The 17,472-nt window shown below is 51.1% G+C and carries 4 protein-coding genes and 1 pseudogene; 2 read left to right on the forward strand and 3 right to left on the reverse strand.

Annotated elements, in window-relative coordinates; genetic code table 11:
• The first annotated feature begins 380 nt into the window (after positions 1-380).
• Together MUN86_RS26040 and MUN86_RS26045 are read left to right on the forward strand one after the other, a co-directional pair.
• Positions 381-1,433 carry a hypothetical protein gene (locus tag MUN86_RS26040; RefSeq protein ID WP_245126929.1) on the forward strand — a complete coding sequence of 351 codons (1,053 nt, stop codon included), beginning with the start codon at positions 381-383 and terminating at the stop codon, positions 1,431-1,433.
• Between the two features lie 475 nt (positions 1,434-1,908).
• Positions 1,909-12,363 (forward strand): CARDB domain-containing protein, encoded by a 10,455-nt coding sequence (locus MUN86_RS26045; RefSeq protein ID WP_245126930.1) that lies wholly within the window; start codon positions 1,909-1,911, stop codon positions 12,361-12,363.
• Positions 12,364-14,673: 2,310 nt separating this feature from the next.
• Here MUN86_RS26045 and MUN86_RS26050 read toward each other — a convergent pair.
• From MUN86_RS26050 to MUN86_RS32520, 3 genes and pseudogenes are all read right to left on the reverse strand, one after another.
• Positions 14,674-15,150 carry a DUF1330 domain-containing protein gene (locus MUN86_RS26050; protein WP_245126931.1) on the reverse strand — a complete coding sequence of 159 codons (477 nt, stop codon included), beginning with the start codon at positions 15,148-15,150 and terminating at the stop codon, positions 14,674-14,676.
• 80 nt (positions 15,151-15,230) lie between these two features.
• A complete protein-coding gene (locus MUN86_RS26055; protein WP_245126932.1) occupies positions 15,231-15,860 on the reverse strand; it encodes a Crp/Fnr family transcriptional regulator in 630 nt (209 codons plus the stop codon).
• 124 nt (positions 15,861-15,984) lie between these two features.
• A pseudogene (locus MUN86_RS32520) lies at positions 15,985-17,081 on the reverse strand (SDR family oxidoreductase).
• Positions 17,082-17,472: the final 391 nt, after the last annotated feature.

Genomic DNA, 17,472 nt, shown 5'->3' on the forward strand with positions numbered 1-17,472 from the left:
AACGGGCAGACAAAATAGGCTAACGCGGTTTGTACTACGCATAATATTCAGTGCTAGCACTGAGGCGAAGCACGTAGTAGTTGTAGACCTTTCATTAGAGCCCGAAGTCGAAAACTTTGTTCGACAGCGGAACATAAATTACAAGTAATCCGCCAATACCCCCGTCTTGCTTACAGTTTACTTAAGTACTAATTATTGGTAGGCCAAGTCTTGCCACTGCATTCTATCAAGGCTCAAATGTGAATCACAACTAGTTAAGGCCCTACACTAAGGATTGCAGATCAGCAGCAGTAGAGGCAATTAAGATCCAGTCTAGCCTTCTTGTATATCGACTCTGTATAGCGCAGAGTATCTGCAAACGTTCATTAAAAATTCAGTACATGAGAAACAGTTCTACTCGTCTCGTTCTTGCGGTGATTTTCCTTGTCGTCTGTTTTGCATCTACCGCACATGCCCAGACCATCCGTCGATGTAATAATCTAGGCTTAACTGGCCCCAACATCTATGCGACAGTGCAAGCTGCCCACGACGCTGCTAGCAACGGCGACATTATCTACTTGGAGCCAACCTCAATTACTTACGGAGATCTGACTTGCACTAAAGTAGTGACCATCATTGGTACAGGGTATTTCCTAGCACAAAACCCTGGTTTACAGCTGGATTTGCGAGAAGCCTTGCTAAGCAACGTGTTTTTCAACACAGGTAGCGCCGGCTCCCGCATCACGGGCTGCCATCTCTTAGCGAGTTACCTTGCCATTAACGCCAGCAACGTAATCGTGGAGCGCAATCAATTAAGTGTCACCACTTATGTGGGATATACTCCCACAACAGGAGCTAACAATTCTATTAACAATATTCTAATTCGGCACAACTACTGTGACAACGGGTTAGTTCTTTACCCTGGTGGCACCAGTACTGTCAGTAATACTATTATATCTAACAATATTGTCATTGGCAGTATAACTACATCCGGTTCATATACTGGTCTAAATAATATTTTGATCACCAACAATGTTATTGGCAACGCAGCAGGCAACAACGGCGCGACGCTTCAGGTTGATAATAGTGTTATAAAGAACAACATTCTCACTTTTACATCTGCCAGCAGTAATTTTACACCGCGCAACAATGCTTACAGCTATAACATTAGCGCCAATGCTGTATTTGGTACGGCTAATGGCAACCAGCAGAACGTAGCGCCAACGGCCCTGTTCGTGGGGGGCACAGCTTCGAACGACGGGGCCTATCAACTGCGGGCGGGCACCAACCCGGCCCGCGGCACTGGGGAAAACGGCATCGATATAGGTGCCTATGGAGGCCTAACTCCCTACCGCTTAAGTGGCATTCCCAATGTGCCCACGATCTACCAATACAACCAGTCGGTGACGGGAAATACGCTCAACGCCACTATCAGCACCCGGTCTAATAACTAGAAGGGATTGGCGGTAAATCTTCCCGACTTTTTTTATGAATTGCCTGCCTATGATGCAACGTTGCCGGCAACTGCTGGCGACGCTGGTGCTGACGGTGATGTCATTAGCACTCCAAGCCCAAGCTCTGCCCACCCTCGACCGGGTGGAATACTTCCTCGACGCGGACCCGGGCTTTGGGCAGGCTACTGCCGTCAGCTTACCCGCCGCCAGTACTGATCTCACCACCCTAAGTTTTCCAGTAAATTTGGAGGGTATCGCCCCCGGTTTTCACAACTTGTTTATCCGTTCGCGAGCGGGCGCCAACAATTGGGGCCAAACTAGCCGGCAACTGCTTTATGTAGGCAGTGCTGATGCTACGGCCATCCCAACCCTGAATCGAGTAGAATACTTCGTTGACGCCGACCCCGGTTACGGTTCAGCCACGGCCGCCACCCTGCCCACTACCAGCACTAACCTCCCCAACCTGAGTTTTGCGGTGCCGCTGGGCAACGTAGGCTCCGGCTTTCACAACCTGTTTTTCCGCTCCCGCGATGCGAACGGCACCTGGAGCCAGACCCAACGGCAGATTTTCTACGTCACACCTATCACTGACATCAGCCCACCGTCTTCGTTAGTTGATCTAGAATACTTTGTAGATACCGACCCCGGCTACGGTCAGGGAACTAACATTCCCATCAGCGGCGGCGCTAATGCCACCAACGTGAACTTTACAGTCGGACTGGGGGCGTTGCCAGTTGGCTTTCACACGCTGTTTTATCGGTCGAAAGACGCGAACGGGAGCTGGAGCCAGACGCAGAGTCGCATCTTCTATGTTGACAGCGGCATCACAGCAAACATACCGAACCTGGATAAGGCCGAGTACTATTTCGACACCGATCCCGGCTATGGTAGTGCTACCAATATTCCCGTTGCCACCCCAGGCACTGATCTGCCTGACCTTAATCTACTAGCCGACGCCAGTGCGCTACCTGACGGTCCGCACCGGCTGTTTGTACGCGTCCGCAACGCGGACGGCCAGTGGAGCCAGATACTCAGCCGCAGCTTCACCAAAAGCGGCTGCTCCAGTTCCGAGAACCTGGCGGCCAATCGACCTAACCCGAGCAGCTACACGGGTAACGGCCTCACGGCTGCTGCCGTGGAAGCCATTTTCAACGGTGCACCGGTTACGGGTGGCTCTTCTACCTTTTTCAACAACTACTTCATCCAGGCCGACCTAGGTACGGCTCTGCGCCCGCTGTCCGAGGTGCAGCTGAGCTTGCTGAACCCGAACAGCGCGGTGGTGAACTACACCCTGCAAATCCAGACGTCAACCAACCTAAGTACCTGGACCACCGTGGACTCGTACCAGGCGTTGCTGCCGGCGAGCCAGACCGCGCCGCTGTTGGTGACCCGCCCGTTGACCGCAGGGCAAAACAACGTACGCGGTCTGCGGCTGGTGCTTTTATTGCCTACTATCCCTCAGGGCATTCAGATGAGTAATGCCGGGGTGTTTTACTTTAACTGCTCCGGCCCAACTATCACCGGCTTCACGCCTGCGGGCGGCCCGGCGGGCACGGTAGTCACCATCACGGGTACCAACCTGAGCGGCGCTACCGCCGTGACCTTTAACGGCGTAGCAGCGGGACCAATCACCAACAATACGGCTACTAGCCTCACGGTGGCCGCCCCGGTTGGAGGCGCATCAGGGCAGATTTGCGTGACCACGCCGGCGGGCGTAGCCTGCTCGGCACAAAGCTACAATTATCCGGCCGCCATTGCTACGGGCACTATTTCCCCGAGCACGCCTTGCGGTGGCCAGACGATTTCGGTACCGTTCAGTGCCAACACCGCAGATTTTGGGGCAGGTAATGCGTTCAAGTTTCAGCTTTCCGATGCCGACGGCAACTTCGCGGCCGACGCGCCGCTGCTCGGCACTTTGGTTACCTCTAATGCCAGCGGCGGCACCCTGAGCGGAGCCATTCCCCTCGCCACGCCGGCCGGTACCGGCTACCGGGTGCGGGTGGTTGCTTCCGTACCGGCTACGGTTGGCACGGCTAACACGGTTAACCTAACCATCAATACGACGCCGGTGAGTCAGGCAGCTGGGCCGGTTACGGTCGCCAACGGCAGCCCAATTAATCTAACGATTGCGCCAGACTATGCGGGGGCAACTTATAGTTGGACGGGACCGAATAACTTCACCTCCACGCAGCAGAACCCCACGATTGCCAGCGCTACTAACCCCGGCGTGAACCGCTTCACCGTGACCGTGACGCTGGGCAGCTGCACTTACTCCAGCTTCGTGGACGTGAACGTGCAGCCGTCCACGGACGCTATTCTGACCCTGACGCCCTTTGCGGGTCCGCTGTGCGTGGCTACGCCGCGCAACTTGGCTTTTGAGGTGACGGGTAATGCGTTTCCGGCCGGCAACGTCCTGACGGCCCAGCTGTCGGACGTTAGCGGCTCATTTGCCGCGCCTGTTAATATTGGGACGGTTAACTTTAGCGGGATCGGCAATGGCTCCGTGACGGTCGCGCTACCTCGTGCTACGGAGGCCGGCAGCGGCTACCGCATCCGCTTGGTGGCTTCTAATCCGACGACTATTGTTAGTAATACCAACGGCTCTGACCTAACAGTAAATGCTTTGCCCGTGGTGACGGTGAGCAGCAACTCGCCGGTAAGGGCCGACGGCACCCTACAGCTACAGGGTGGACCGGCTGCTACCGGCAACACCTACGCCTGGACCTTTATCGCTGCGAATGGCAACACCAGCGGGGTCATTAGCAACCAGCAAAATCCGCAGGTTACCAACGCTCAACCGGCGCAGTCAGGCCGCTATAGACTAGCGTTAACCAACGCGGCGGGTTGCACCGACACGGCTTCGACGCTCGTAACGATCACGCCCACGGAGCCGGTGACCACGCTCATGCTGCAGTCGATCAATCAGGCGGTGTGTGCCGGCAACGGGTTGACATTGAGCTTCACCGTTGCCGGGCCAGGTTTTACAACGGCTACCACAATTTCTGCCGTGCTCTCCGATGTTAACGGCGTGTTTTCTGCTAGCAGCCCAATTATTGGCTCCGCAAGCATTATAACCGCCACGGCGGAAACATTGTTTGTCGCCATTCCACCGTCAACACCAACTGGTGCCAACTATCGCATCCGGCTGGAGAGTGACAGCAATCCGGTGGTAACCAGTAACGAAGTCGGCGCTAGCATCACCAACCTGACCACGGCCTCAGCTGGCTCCAATTCGCCCGTCGCGGCTGGTTCCACGCTGACGCTGACGGCCACTGGTATCAGCGGTGCCACCTACCAGTGGACCGGGCCCAATGGCTACGCCGCCACGGGTCCCAACCAAACCATCAGTGGGGCTACGGTGGCAAATGCCGGTTCCTACCAGGTTACCATTTCGTTGAACGGCTGCTCCAAAACGGTGAGTACCACGGTAATTGTTAATACCATAAACCGGTTGGATCAGACGATCAGTTTCGGTCCGCTGGCTAGCAAGACCTACGGCGATGCCCCTTTCACCCTGGTGGCTACAGCCTCCTCAGGTCTACCGGTGAGTTTCAGCGTGAGCAGCGTGCCTTCGGGCGTTGCCAGCCTTTCCGGAGATACCATAACCATTTTGGGGGCCGGAGAAGTCACGGTTACTGCTCTTCAGGCGGGTAACAGTACCTATAACCCGGCATCTTCGTCTGAAACCATAAAGATTGATAAAGCCGGTCAAACCATTGCTTTCGGGCCGGTTCCCGATAAAATCTTTGGTGATGATCCGTTTGCCCTCAGTGCTCAGGCCAGTTCCGGGCTGCCAGTCAATTTTTCGGTACTATCAGGCAATGGTTTGATTACAAACGGGAACCAACTCACCTTTACCGGTGCAGGCAACATTACTGTGCAAGCCTCTCAGCCGGGTAACAATAATTTTCTACCGGCAGCAAGTCAGCAACGGACTCTTTGCGTTTCAGCCGGACAACCAGGCACAATCACCGGAGGGTCAGCCGTTTGCCAAGGCAGCCAGCAATATAGTGTACCCGCTGTTGCCGGTGTGGAATATACATGGACAGTATCCGGCGGAGCCGTAATCAGCTCTTCCGGTAACGCCGCGACAGTAGACTGGACCTCTCCGGGCAGCTTCTTGCTCACGGTTACGGCTTCCGGTAATTGCGGAGAAGCAACAACCAGAAGTATATCAGTCTCTGTTACTGAGTCGCTGGCTCCTGATATTGCCACCAGCCTGTTGCCGGTAAATGGAACTCTTGGACTGTCTCTGCCGCTGAATCTTTCCTGGAAGCCTTCAGTCAATGCAGAATCCTATGACCTTTATATCTGGCCGGCCAGCGAACCGGTGCCGCCTTCGGTTCCATTTGCCAACAATCTGACTTCTATCAACTACACCGTCACAAAGGGATTGGATTTTGGCATCCTGTACAACTGGCGGGTAGTCGCAAAGAACAAATGTAACAGTTCGGAGAGCCTTGTACAGCGGTTTGCACTGCGTCAACTCCCTGATCTGCTGGTCTATGATCTACAGGTACCGGAATCGGCCATTGCCGGCACTCCCATCGGGGTCCGTTGGAAAGTCTCGAATACAGGTGCCGGCAGTACGCAATCACAAACATGGACCGATGAAGTGTACTTATCTACGGATACAATTCTTGATTTTTCAAGCGATGTATTGCTGGGCAGAGCACAAAATGTAAGCTTTCTGCAGCCTGGTCAGATTTATAAAGGTGAAGCAAATTTTGTGATACCCGTATCTGTATTCGGGCAGTATTATGTTTTCGTGACCAGTAACCGAGGCTCTCTCCTCGAGAGCGAAAAGGCCAACAATACTGTCAGATCGGAAGCACGGATTCCGGTTACGGTAATTCCCCTGGCAGATGTAAGGCCAGTCTCGGCGGCAATCCCTGCCACTGCCTTTGGCAATGACTTCGTTACCGTTACCTACAGGTTCAAAAATGAGGGTAATGCCAGTATCATCAACAAGAACTGGACGGATCAGATATGGATTTCTCCTGATTCCAACTTTGTTGCAACTGAAGCCCGGCTCCTGGGCAGCAACCCGGTCGGACCCTTAATATTACCCAAAGATTCTTCGTACACCCGGGCTTTCAGAGCAAAAATACCTCATTCTCTGTACGGTAACTTTTATGTACACGTGCTCGCAAATGCAGGGAGAAGTTTCGAAGAAATCTCAAGGGAGAACAATGTAGCTACCACGCGTTCCATGAACGTAAAGCTGAGGCCACCCGCCGATCTTGCAGTGACAAATGTAGCGGTGCCGCCAGCAGTTTTTTCCGGCCAGCCGCTGGAAATTTCATGGAATGTGCAGAATCAGGGGGCAAACGATCCGGTTGAGGCCGCCTGGACCGATCATCTGTACATTTCAAAAGCACCGGTGTTTGATATCAAAACAGCTGTTCTCCTCGGAAAAACAGTTTATTCCAAAAGCAATCCCTTGCTACCTGATGCTATGTATTCGCAGCGGGCAAGCTATACTATTCCTGAAGGCCTTAGCGGCAACTATTATGTATACGTATTGACGGATGGCGACAGTACTGTTTTTGAATATATATACGATGATAATAACCTCACCCGCAGCCGGCAGCCCGTTACCGTTAATTACGCATACGCTGATCTTGCCGGGGTGCAGGGACAAACAGATCTTGATTCCGTTGGCGTCAGGGAAATCCTCACGGTCAGTTGGGTAACCGGAAACATCGGGCCAAATACTGCATTTGCTTCATGGACTGATGCCATCTATCTGTCAAAAGATAAAGTGCTAAGCAGGGATGATATACCATTAGGAGAATTTTCTAATGCCAGTGATATAATATCCGGTTCCAGAATCAGCAACACTGCTAAAGTACTGATGAAAGGGGTGTATGCCGGAGAATATTTCCTGCTGGTGCGGATTGATTCAAAGAATAGGGTATTTGAAAACGATCCTGCCGGGAAAGATCTGAAGAGTAACAATGTGTTTGCACTTCCCAAACCGGTATACGTTAAGGGGTTGGGTGTTGCGGATCTGACGGTGAAAAAATTCACCATCGAAAGCCAGCCATTTTCGGGTAAACCTGTTACCCTCAGTTGGCAGGTAGCCAATGTTGGGAGCGCCCTGACTGTACTGAAACAAGGATACTGGTCAGATAATGTATATCTGTCCGCAGACAGTGTGCTTCACCCCACTGATACCCTGCTGAAAAGCTATTTCAATGACAAAGAAGTTGGCCCTGGTGAAGAATACCTCAACAGTATCTCCGTTCGGTTGCCTGATGATAAATTCGGGAAGTACTATCTGATTCTACAGGCTGCAATTGATTCGCTCAACGCAAACGATTTCAACAGCGCCAATAATCTAAAAGCTATACCTGTTACAATTGCCCTGACGGACCCAGCTGATCTGGTTGTTGAAGCGCTTTCGGTTCCCCGACAGCTAATTGCAGGGCAGCAACTGCACCTGCCATATACAGTCCGTAACCAAGGCAAGGGAGTTGCGCAGTCAGCACTCTGGAGTGATAAGTTCTACATAAGCACAACTCCAGGCATAGCCTCCGGCTCTTTGCTGATCGGCCGCAGAGAGCGGACTGCCGGGCTTGCAGCCAACGCGGCTTACCGGGACAGCGTTCAGGTGAACATACCACCCGGATATTCAGGTGTGTATTATATAGTGGCGGTAGTGGATGGAGGCAATGTTGTATACGAACACCTTGCCGAAGAGAACAACAGCTATGCCGCCGTTGTAGAAATCCAGTCTCCGACCCCTACCGATCTGATTATAACCGAAACAGAAGTGCCGGCCACTGTAGGTTTGGGAGACGATTTACAGGCAGCATACATCATTAAAAATGCCGGTGCCGGGCGGGGAGTTGGTACGTTGAAAAACGGGCTTTACTTCTCCTCCCCCAACAATACCGTTCTAAACGGAGCCGTCGACAAACTGATGGGAGTAGATCTCGGGTATGTAGATCTTGCGCCGGGTCAAAGCATCACCCGCTCTTTGCAAACCAAGGTAAAGGACATCAATCCGGGAGAATACCGGGGTATTGCCGGTACAGACTTGTTGAATCACATTGTGGAAACCAATGAAGACAACAATGGAAAAGCAGCAGGTAATACGACCAGCATCACCATCAGCACGTTGGTTTTAGAGGTTGAGAAAACCGTTCTCCTCGACAAGGGGGACTTGCTCTATTACAAGATAGACGTAGCTGATGATCTGGATCTTGTGCTGAATCTGACCAGCAACCAGCCGGAAGGGCAGAATAAAGTGTTCATCGCCTATGACCGGGTGCCTACTTTGTCAGACTTTGACCATCAGAATACCAATACCATTTCCACTAACCAGCAGGTATTGGTGCCCTCTACCAAAGCTGGTACCTACTACGTGCTGATTCAGACCGAAACCAAGTTCAGCAAGCCTCAACAGGTAAAGATTCTGGCACGTGCGCTTCCTTTGTCAATTTTAGGAATTACACCGAAGAAAGTAGGACAAGGAAGGGTTACTTGTACTTTGACTGGAGCCCGTTTTACACCTGAAACTAAAGTTTATTTAAAAAGACCAGGAGGGGAAAGGGTTGCTCAAGCTTCTGTTGTACAGTTTACAAACAGTATGCAAATGCGCATACGCTGGCAACTGGATTCTGTAGCAGTAGGTTTATATGATGTTACTGCAGTAAATGGAGGGATCGAAGTTAATCTGTCGCCAGGAATTGAGGTAGAGCCAGCGCTAGCTTACCAGGTAGGTATCCAGGAGCAGGTTCCCTCCCTAATTAGATTAGGTGGAAGTGGTCATTTTTCTTTTAGAATGGAGAATATCTCCAATGTAGATATTCCTCATTCTTATGTTTTTATTGATGTGCCGGCTGGTACTAAAATAAACAATTATATAGTAGACGTTAAATCCATTACCACTAGTAGGATTGAGTACTCTATAGATTCAACGGAAGTAAATGATTGGGAAGAAGACGATGACGTGCTCTTTACATCTACAATTGTAAAAGATCTCTCCCCAGGAGAGATCTTTACAGCTAATTTCAACGCTACGCCAAGTCAGGCAGGCAACTTTGAAACATCAATTACAGGTCTGGCATTTTCACGCATTGGTCTTGTTAACCGATTAGTATATGAAATAGAAGAATTAAGACGACTGCTTAGTAATGAGCCTTCAATTTTAGATGAAAATTTGATATTACTTATTCAAAAACCGGAAGAGTTCAGAAATGCTATTCTCCAGATATATGTAAAAGCAGGAATTATTAGTAGCGAGGAAGTGGAAGAAGGCGGTTACCGCCTTGCCCAAAACTTGAACTTCTCGAATGTATTCTTAGCAAGTTTAGGCAATAACAGTAGTATTATATATTCTGAAAAAAGCAGCCTCGATGCATGCTACTGTGATAAGGTTAAGATAGAATGTTTAGTGCCAGCATTAATAAAATTTGGTGCTACCTATCCAGCAACAGTTGGCAGAATTATGATTTCGGGCCTCGCCAGATTTATAGAGAAGCAAACAAGGAAACTGATAAAAAGAGAAATTAGGAGACGGAGAAATGGAGAGACGAGTATTTGCGATGATTTGTGGGCTTGCAGAAATGTTCCGATATCAGGACAAGGTTGGGGTATGTTTGCAAAAAATGCCAGACGGGCAGATCAGGTTTTCGAAGATGAAGGATCAGGTGGAGGAGGTGGCTCGCCAGACCCATGTAATCCAAATCCTCCTCAGACGCCTCCACCTAATTCCACTCAGACCTATCCTACAAGGGTAATTAGAGCAAGCGACCCCAATGACATCACCGGGCCCAAAGGCTACGGTCCGCAACGGTTTGTGTCTGGCCGGAATACGATGCCCTACACCATCCGGTTTGAAAACGATCCGAAGCTGGCGACAACAGCAGCGCAGCTCGTAACAATTGTTCTGCCGCTGGATGAGCAGCTGAATCCTTTGAGCGTGCGGGTGGGAAGCTTTGGCTTTTCAAACTTCACCTTTCAGGTGCCCGATAACATTGCCAATTATACCAGGGTACTTGATTTACCGGATTCGCTGAAATATGATGTAGAGGTATCGGCAGGAGTAGATATAGTGAATAAAACAGTCAACTGGACCTTCCAGACAATTGACCCGGCAACCGGGTTGCCGCCGGCTGACCCACTGGCTGGTTTCCTTCCTGTCAATGATTCAACAGGCCGGGGCGAGGGGTTTGTAACGTATTCGGTAAAACCGCTGGCAAATGTGCAGACCGGTGACTCCATTACTGCTCAGGCCACCATTGTGTTCGATATTGAGGAACCCATTTCCACCAATGTCTGGCAAAATGTGGCTGATGCCAAACCTCCCGTAACAACAGTACAAAGTCTGCCGGTGATCAGTGCTGAAAACGTGATTCCTGTCCGCTTCAGCGGCGCAGATGATGAGTCAGGATCTGGAATTAGCTCGTATGCGCTTTATTTTGCGGCTGATGAGGCTCCTTACCGCTTATTCGGCGAGTTTGGAAAAGATAGTGTGGCCTTATTCAAAGGTGAGCCGGGAGTAAAGTATCAATTCATTTCGGTGGGCATTGACAATGCCGGTAATGAGGAGGCAATGAAAGAGGCTCCGGAAGCGGGTACCACAATACCCGCCGGAAACCGGGCACCGGTTTTCAGAATCAACGGCAGAACGATTGTCAACTCAGCTGTCGTCGCCTGCGTCAACTCTACCGTAACACAATGTATAAACGTTGTTGATCCTGAGCAGGACGCCATCACCTACTCACTGATTGATATTCCGGAGTCTTTGAAAGCCGCACTGTCATCCACCGGAGTAGGCTTCTGTCTTGATCTTACCGCTGAGTCGGATTATACAGGTAATGATTCGCTTCAGGTGAAGGCTTGTGATGATTATGGTAACTGCACTACCTTGACCTTTAAAATTACTACTGGTCCGGCAGTAAGTTTAAACGCCTTTAGTAGCATTTCAATTAGTGCCTCTGCTTTTCCGCTTACCGGCGGCTCTCCTGCCGGCGGTACCTTCAGTGGTCCGGGCGTGAGCAACGGCACCTTCAGCCCGGCCGCCGCTGGTGTGGGTACCCACACGATTACCTACACCTATTCGGATGCAGGTGGCTGCACGGGCACGGCTACGCGGCCCATCACCGTCAACCCAGCCCCCACAACGGACAGCGTGGTGTACCGGCTCAACGCGGGCGGAGGGGCGCTTATCACGTCGGCAGGTTCATTCTCCGCCGATCAGTACTACTCGCCTAACCCCGGGAATATCTACTCTACCGGCAATGCCATTGCTGGCACGACCGACGACGACCTCTACCAGAGTGAGCGCTACGGCTCCTTCACCTACACCCTGCCCGTGCCCAATGGGCACTACCTAGTCAAGCTGCACTTCGCCGAAATCTACTGGAACGCTCCGGGTCAACGCGTGTTCGACGTGATGGCCGAAGGCACCCACATGCTTCAGGCGTATGACATCGTGCAAAAGGTGGGACCGCTGACGGCCACCACCGAGTCTTTTGCCGTTACCGTGAACGACGGCGTGCTCTCGTTGGCCTTTGTACCCGGGGCGGGTGGGGTAGACCAACCCAAAGTGTCTGCAATCGAGGTACTGAGTGGCGGCTCCGCTCTGTCGGCATCGACTGCTCGCTCCGTAGCCAGGCCCTTAGCGGCTGTTGCTTCGGTTAAGCTGCCCGGGTATAGCGCCCAGGTCAAGCTCTACCCCAATCCGTCCCCTGATGGCCGCTATAGCATCGAGTTGCCAGCCGTATTCCAAGGTGAAGTGAGTTACACCTTGGTCTCGTCGATGGGCACGACCTTGAGTCAGGGCCAACGCACGGTTTCGGGCGCCGGGCAGCCTATAACCTTCGACTTCTCGCAGCAGCTCGCGGCGGAAGGGATTTATTACCTACACCTGCGCGGGGCCAAGGGGCAGGCCCACGTCAAGCTGCTGCGTAAATAAGCGGCCAAGTGCTAAGCCTACGCACGCTTTCGCCTCGCGGTAAGTGCCCAGGGGGATAGCAGGCTATCCTATGGATAGCCTGCCAGTGCGAATCCCCGGCCCAGAACGAGGGGCCGTACTGAGCGTTTTACGGTAGTGAAAAAGTCAAAAGGGTCTGTTGCCCTCGGCAACAGACCCTCTTTTTATGTCTGGTCTGCTACCCAAGAACGAATTACGGGGTATGACCCTCTTGGAGTAGCGCGTGCATGGAAAACATTACTGGTGTATTTATGAATTTAAAAAATGGACTAAGCGACACTATAAAACTACAGTCGTCTATTGAGCGAGTAGAATCAAGTTTAGAAGATGATTCAGTATTTATTTTTTTGCCGATACAATTATTATATTGCTAATATTAAAAGTGATATAATTTATTCTATGAAATTCAATATAAGCCCTTTTTATTTTAGATCCTTTGTTCCCAAACTGTTTTCATCTCATGTTTTTAAGAATAAACTGGTTGTACTGAATCAAAACAATGTTTATGTATATAATTATAAACTTCATCTTATAAATTCTTTCGCTGCTAACCAGGTTGTAGCAAAATTAGTTAAGATTGATGATAACTACTTCGCTGTAGTGCTTAAAGATGGAAGTGTAACCTGTTATGATTTAAATCTAAACAAAATATGGTCATTTATAAAAAAGCATTTCTCAAACAATTATTCCTCGTTGAATTTCAATATAAATTTTTATAATGGCAAGTTGGTTACTATCGATCGTTCAAATACTTATCATACATTCAATACTGCAGGTGCTATACTAGATTCTGGGCGGTACAAAAATATTAGAAGTAACCCTGTTAGTATAATTAATTATTCACAAAACATGAGGTATTACTTTTTTTACCTATACCCGGAGCCTCAATACCGCCAATGGATTCTGTCTCATATTCTGAATTGTGGACAACAAAAAATAAATTATTATTTGAGTATCGATTTGAACGCAATCTATATGGCGAAATATTTGATGATAATATTATCTTATTCAAAGACATTAATAGTGACTTGATAATGATTTATCGTACACCTAAAGGAGCTTTGTCAATTTTAAGAAAAATAGAATTGAAGTCAAATTATCATATGGGAATTAATTAATATAAATTATTAAGCAGATTAATAGCGCACTGATAAGTCGGCAAGTTCTATTTGAACACCCCTCAGCACAATGATGAGTTCATCCACGGAGAAAAGGAGCAGCTGCAATGCGGACGCTGGTATTACAATCGAGCCGGCGGCGTAGATTTGACATTTGTTAACGGTATAAATCCTGGAGGTATTCTCTTAAGGGGGCTGCATAGACTGGATGAACCTCGAGGCGTCGTATATGGTCCGCAACGTGTATTGCGAGAGTTGCTTGCTGTCCAAGAGCCGGTTTGGGCGGCACCACAGGGGTGGCAGCTGGAAGCTTGTGAGTCCGTGCAAGGACACCTCTAGCAGACTTATCGGGTAGGACTTAAGAAGAAGGTGAATTTAGAAGTTGAGGCCTTTCGACTTATCCCCTATCGATTTATTGCCCATGCGGATTATCTTAAACAACTGCCCAGTGACGAGCAGAATAAGTTGTGTAAAGCCTTAAATCTTACAAAAGCCGAAATCACGGCATTGTAGTTTTGAGTATAGAAGAATGGATATAAAACCGGTGTATTAAACACGAAATTTAAGCAAGAAGTAAGAATAGCTCACTGTATTGCCAGAGTTATAACTGGGATACATGTGATTGCGCATTGAGGGGCGCTGCTGTTTCAACAGTGACCTGCCATCAAATTTATAGTGGCACTAAAAAGCTTTTCTGATACGTCGCTTCGAGGAAATTAAAAGTTACAGAAGCCCTGGCAGCGCCCGCCCATATTCGGGCTAGCTGCATGCTTACCTCTACCATCGTCCATTTTAATACGGATCTTGAAGATTTGCACGTACCAGTCCGACCTATTTGCCGACTGTAGGCACTCGCATATTCTAGCATCATCTGTTTGTCTAGCCAAGTCAATAAACTGAAGGATAATGGCACATAGATTTTTGAGACGGCAATTCTAAATTTCCGCAGTCTTTTGTATTAGCAATGAAAATAGATGCATTTTTTAGTGACGATGTCCCGGATAACGCTCGATTTAAGGGGCACCTAGTCCGAGTATCCTTTCCTGACAGACCTGTTAACCTATTTCAGGACAAGACAAGGAGGGTCGTCCGCAATTGCGACGACCCTCCTTGTCTTGTCCCTGGAAAAGCAGGCTGCTCGAAGCTAGTAGCGCTAGTCCAGCAGCGAGCAGAATCAATACCTCGTTTCTTGGGCCATGAGTCCGCGCAGATAGCCCGTGTCCGCGGCACCCTGGGTACTTGGGCGGGTGAGCAGTAGCAGGCGCCAGTCGGCCAAGGCCGCCCGGCGGATGGGCGCCACCTGACGGGCATAAACGTCGCTTTCCACCCAGCGACGAAAAACGCCGAGGTTGCGGTATTCTACCAGCGCGACTTCATCCCACTGCTCGCCAGGTAAACCGACCAGTTGCGCCCGGGCCGCGCCCTGGAATACGAGGGTGAACTCCGCCGGGTCATTAAACTGCAGAAAGGCGTCAATGTACGCCTTGTACGCTTCCTGGCCGGTACGAGGTGGCGGGGCGGTGGGGTCATCGTAGGCGGCTTGGGCGCGGTAACGCAGCAGATTGAGCATCACAACGGGCTGCTCGGTGGGCAAGGCCGCGGCGGCGGCCAGTAGAGCGTCGGGGCTCAGGTCGGGAAGGGTGTCCAGCATGGCAGGAAGAAAATTGAAGAAGATCAGTAAAAGGAGGCCGCAAAGCACGTCACTCCTCTCTTCGACCTCCTTAAACTACTTTAAGAACGTGCCGGGCTCGTGTGTTTACGGCGCAACATGCTCAAAAACTCGGGCGTGATCCCGAGGTAAGAAGCAATATGCTTTTGCGCCACGCGGTTGAGCAGGCGGGGGTACTGTTGATGGAAGCGGATAAATCGTGCCTCGGCCGTCAGGCGCAGCATCGCCCCCAGTCGGCGTTCCAGCAACTGGTAGCCCTTTTGAGAGAGGAGCCGAAAGAAGCGCTCAAACTTGGGCACCTGGATGCACAGGTTCTCCAGGTCGGACAGGCTAAGAGAAAGCAGGTCAGTCTCTTCTAAGGCTTGCAGGGTCAGCTTGGCCCGGCCGCCATCGAAAAAGCTGGCCGAGTCGGTGCACCACCACCCTTCGGTGGAGAAGGCGAGGTTGTGTTCTCGCCCCTCGGCATCGGTCGCATAGGTACGGACACAGCCGCTCACCACGAACCAGAGGCAGGGCGCGCGCGCGCCCGCAACGAGTAAGTGGTCACCGCTGGCTACCTGCTGCGTGCCGAGCAGCTGGATGAAGTCGGCGGCCTCTTCGGGTGTTAGCAGGACGTGGCGGGCGACATTAGCTAGTATCTGCGAATACCTAGGGGACATGACGGGTAAGAAAGCTTTACGAATGTGTTCCATCGGTGAATAACTGGCAATCTGGCGCTATCGGTAGCACCACCGACTACTTAGTAAGCCAACTCGTCTTGTACTTAATACCGATAAGGGGCCCGTATCGCGCGTATTCTAAGGGCTGATTACTCTACTACCTACTCGAGACGGAATGTAGACGACTACTAGCAAAACCTACTTTCAAGCGCTTCACCTGCCGAGGGAGAGCAACGCTTGGAAGTAGGTTATAGTGGGGATAGCGTACGCTATCCAAGCCGGCGGGGCCTCCACTACAAGTTGATAGCCCCCCATCCGCTAACACTTCGGAACCGAGCATGAAAGAAGAATCCTCGGAAGCGAGAAACACCGCGACTCGGCCAATCTCGCTGGCCTTTCCCATACGTTTAAGCGCCGCCACCGCAGCGAGATCTATTTTTTGTTGCGTTGCTTCTTCCTCTGACAACCCAAATTTATCATACACTGGGGTATCGATAATGCCCGGACTGAGCACGTTGACCCGAATATTCCGCGCGAGCAAGTCCTGCGAAAACGACCGGGCAAACGACACGATGGCGGCTTTCGCGGCGGTATAGAGCGTCAGCCCCACAAACGCCTTGTGCGCCCCATGGACGACACGAGCACGATAGACGCCCCATCCTGCAGATACGGCAGGGCTTTTTGGACGGTAAAAAAGTAACTTTTGAGGTTGAGATCGATCGACTGTTGAAATTCCTCCTCCGTCGTGCTGATGACGGAACTGACCGTGCCCTTGGCGGTTGCGCCTCCGGCATTGACAACCAGCGTATCGAGCTTGCCAAACTGGTCGGCCACCGCCTGGAACACGCGTTCCAAGTCCGCGAGTTGCGTTACGTCGGCTCGGAGGGCCAAGAAGTCGTCGCCCAATTCGCGGGCCGAAGCAGCCAGCGTTTCCGGGTTGCGACCCACGATAGCGCCCTTAGCGCCTTCGCGCTGGAATTCCTGGGCAATGCCGAAGCCAATGCCACTGTTGCCGCCCGTGATAACGGCTACTTTGTCTTGTAGTTTCATAGGAGGAAAAGGAGGAAAAAGTGAAAAAATGGGATGAGTGAAACCAGCCGGTTTGTCCCGTAACCGGTAGGCGAGGCGCGTTAAAGTCAATGGCGTGGGGTTACCAAGAGGAGGCGTCAAAAGCGGCGGCTTTCTGTTCCAGGATGCCCTTGCCAAGTTGCTGTTGCGCTTAACTAGCGGTAATGGCCGCCGTGCGGCAGGCATATCCCCTTCGACTTACCTGCAGCGTAAGCGTAGGGAAGGCAAAATAGGTGACCCTGAGGTCTGCGCGCTTCGGCCTTAGTCACCGGCATAGGAACTGCTCTAGCGTTGCATGCTGCCTTGGCTAGCGCTCATGCAATTAACCCGTTAGTAATAGCTGGACTGTGGCCTTTTGTTGAATTGGTACTGACAAGCTGCTTACTTCTACCTACCGCTGCGCTCCAGTAGCCTCCTGCTGAAGACCAAGTAGCCTTCGTAACTAATGCAGGTTCAGTTCGGGTCCTGATGCCGCCTGTAATGAGCGCTAAGTGAGCAGCTGCACGGTTTGCCATTTGCGAAGGAGTTAGGGCACTTCGTGTGCCGTTTGCCTTTGCAATAGTAGCGTTGGTGCAAA

The sequence above is a fragment of the Hymenobacter volaticus genome, assembly GCF_022921055.1.
Lineage (GTDB): Bacteria > Bacteroidota > Bacteroidia > Cytophagales > Hymenobacteraceae > Hymenobacter > Hymenobacter volaticus.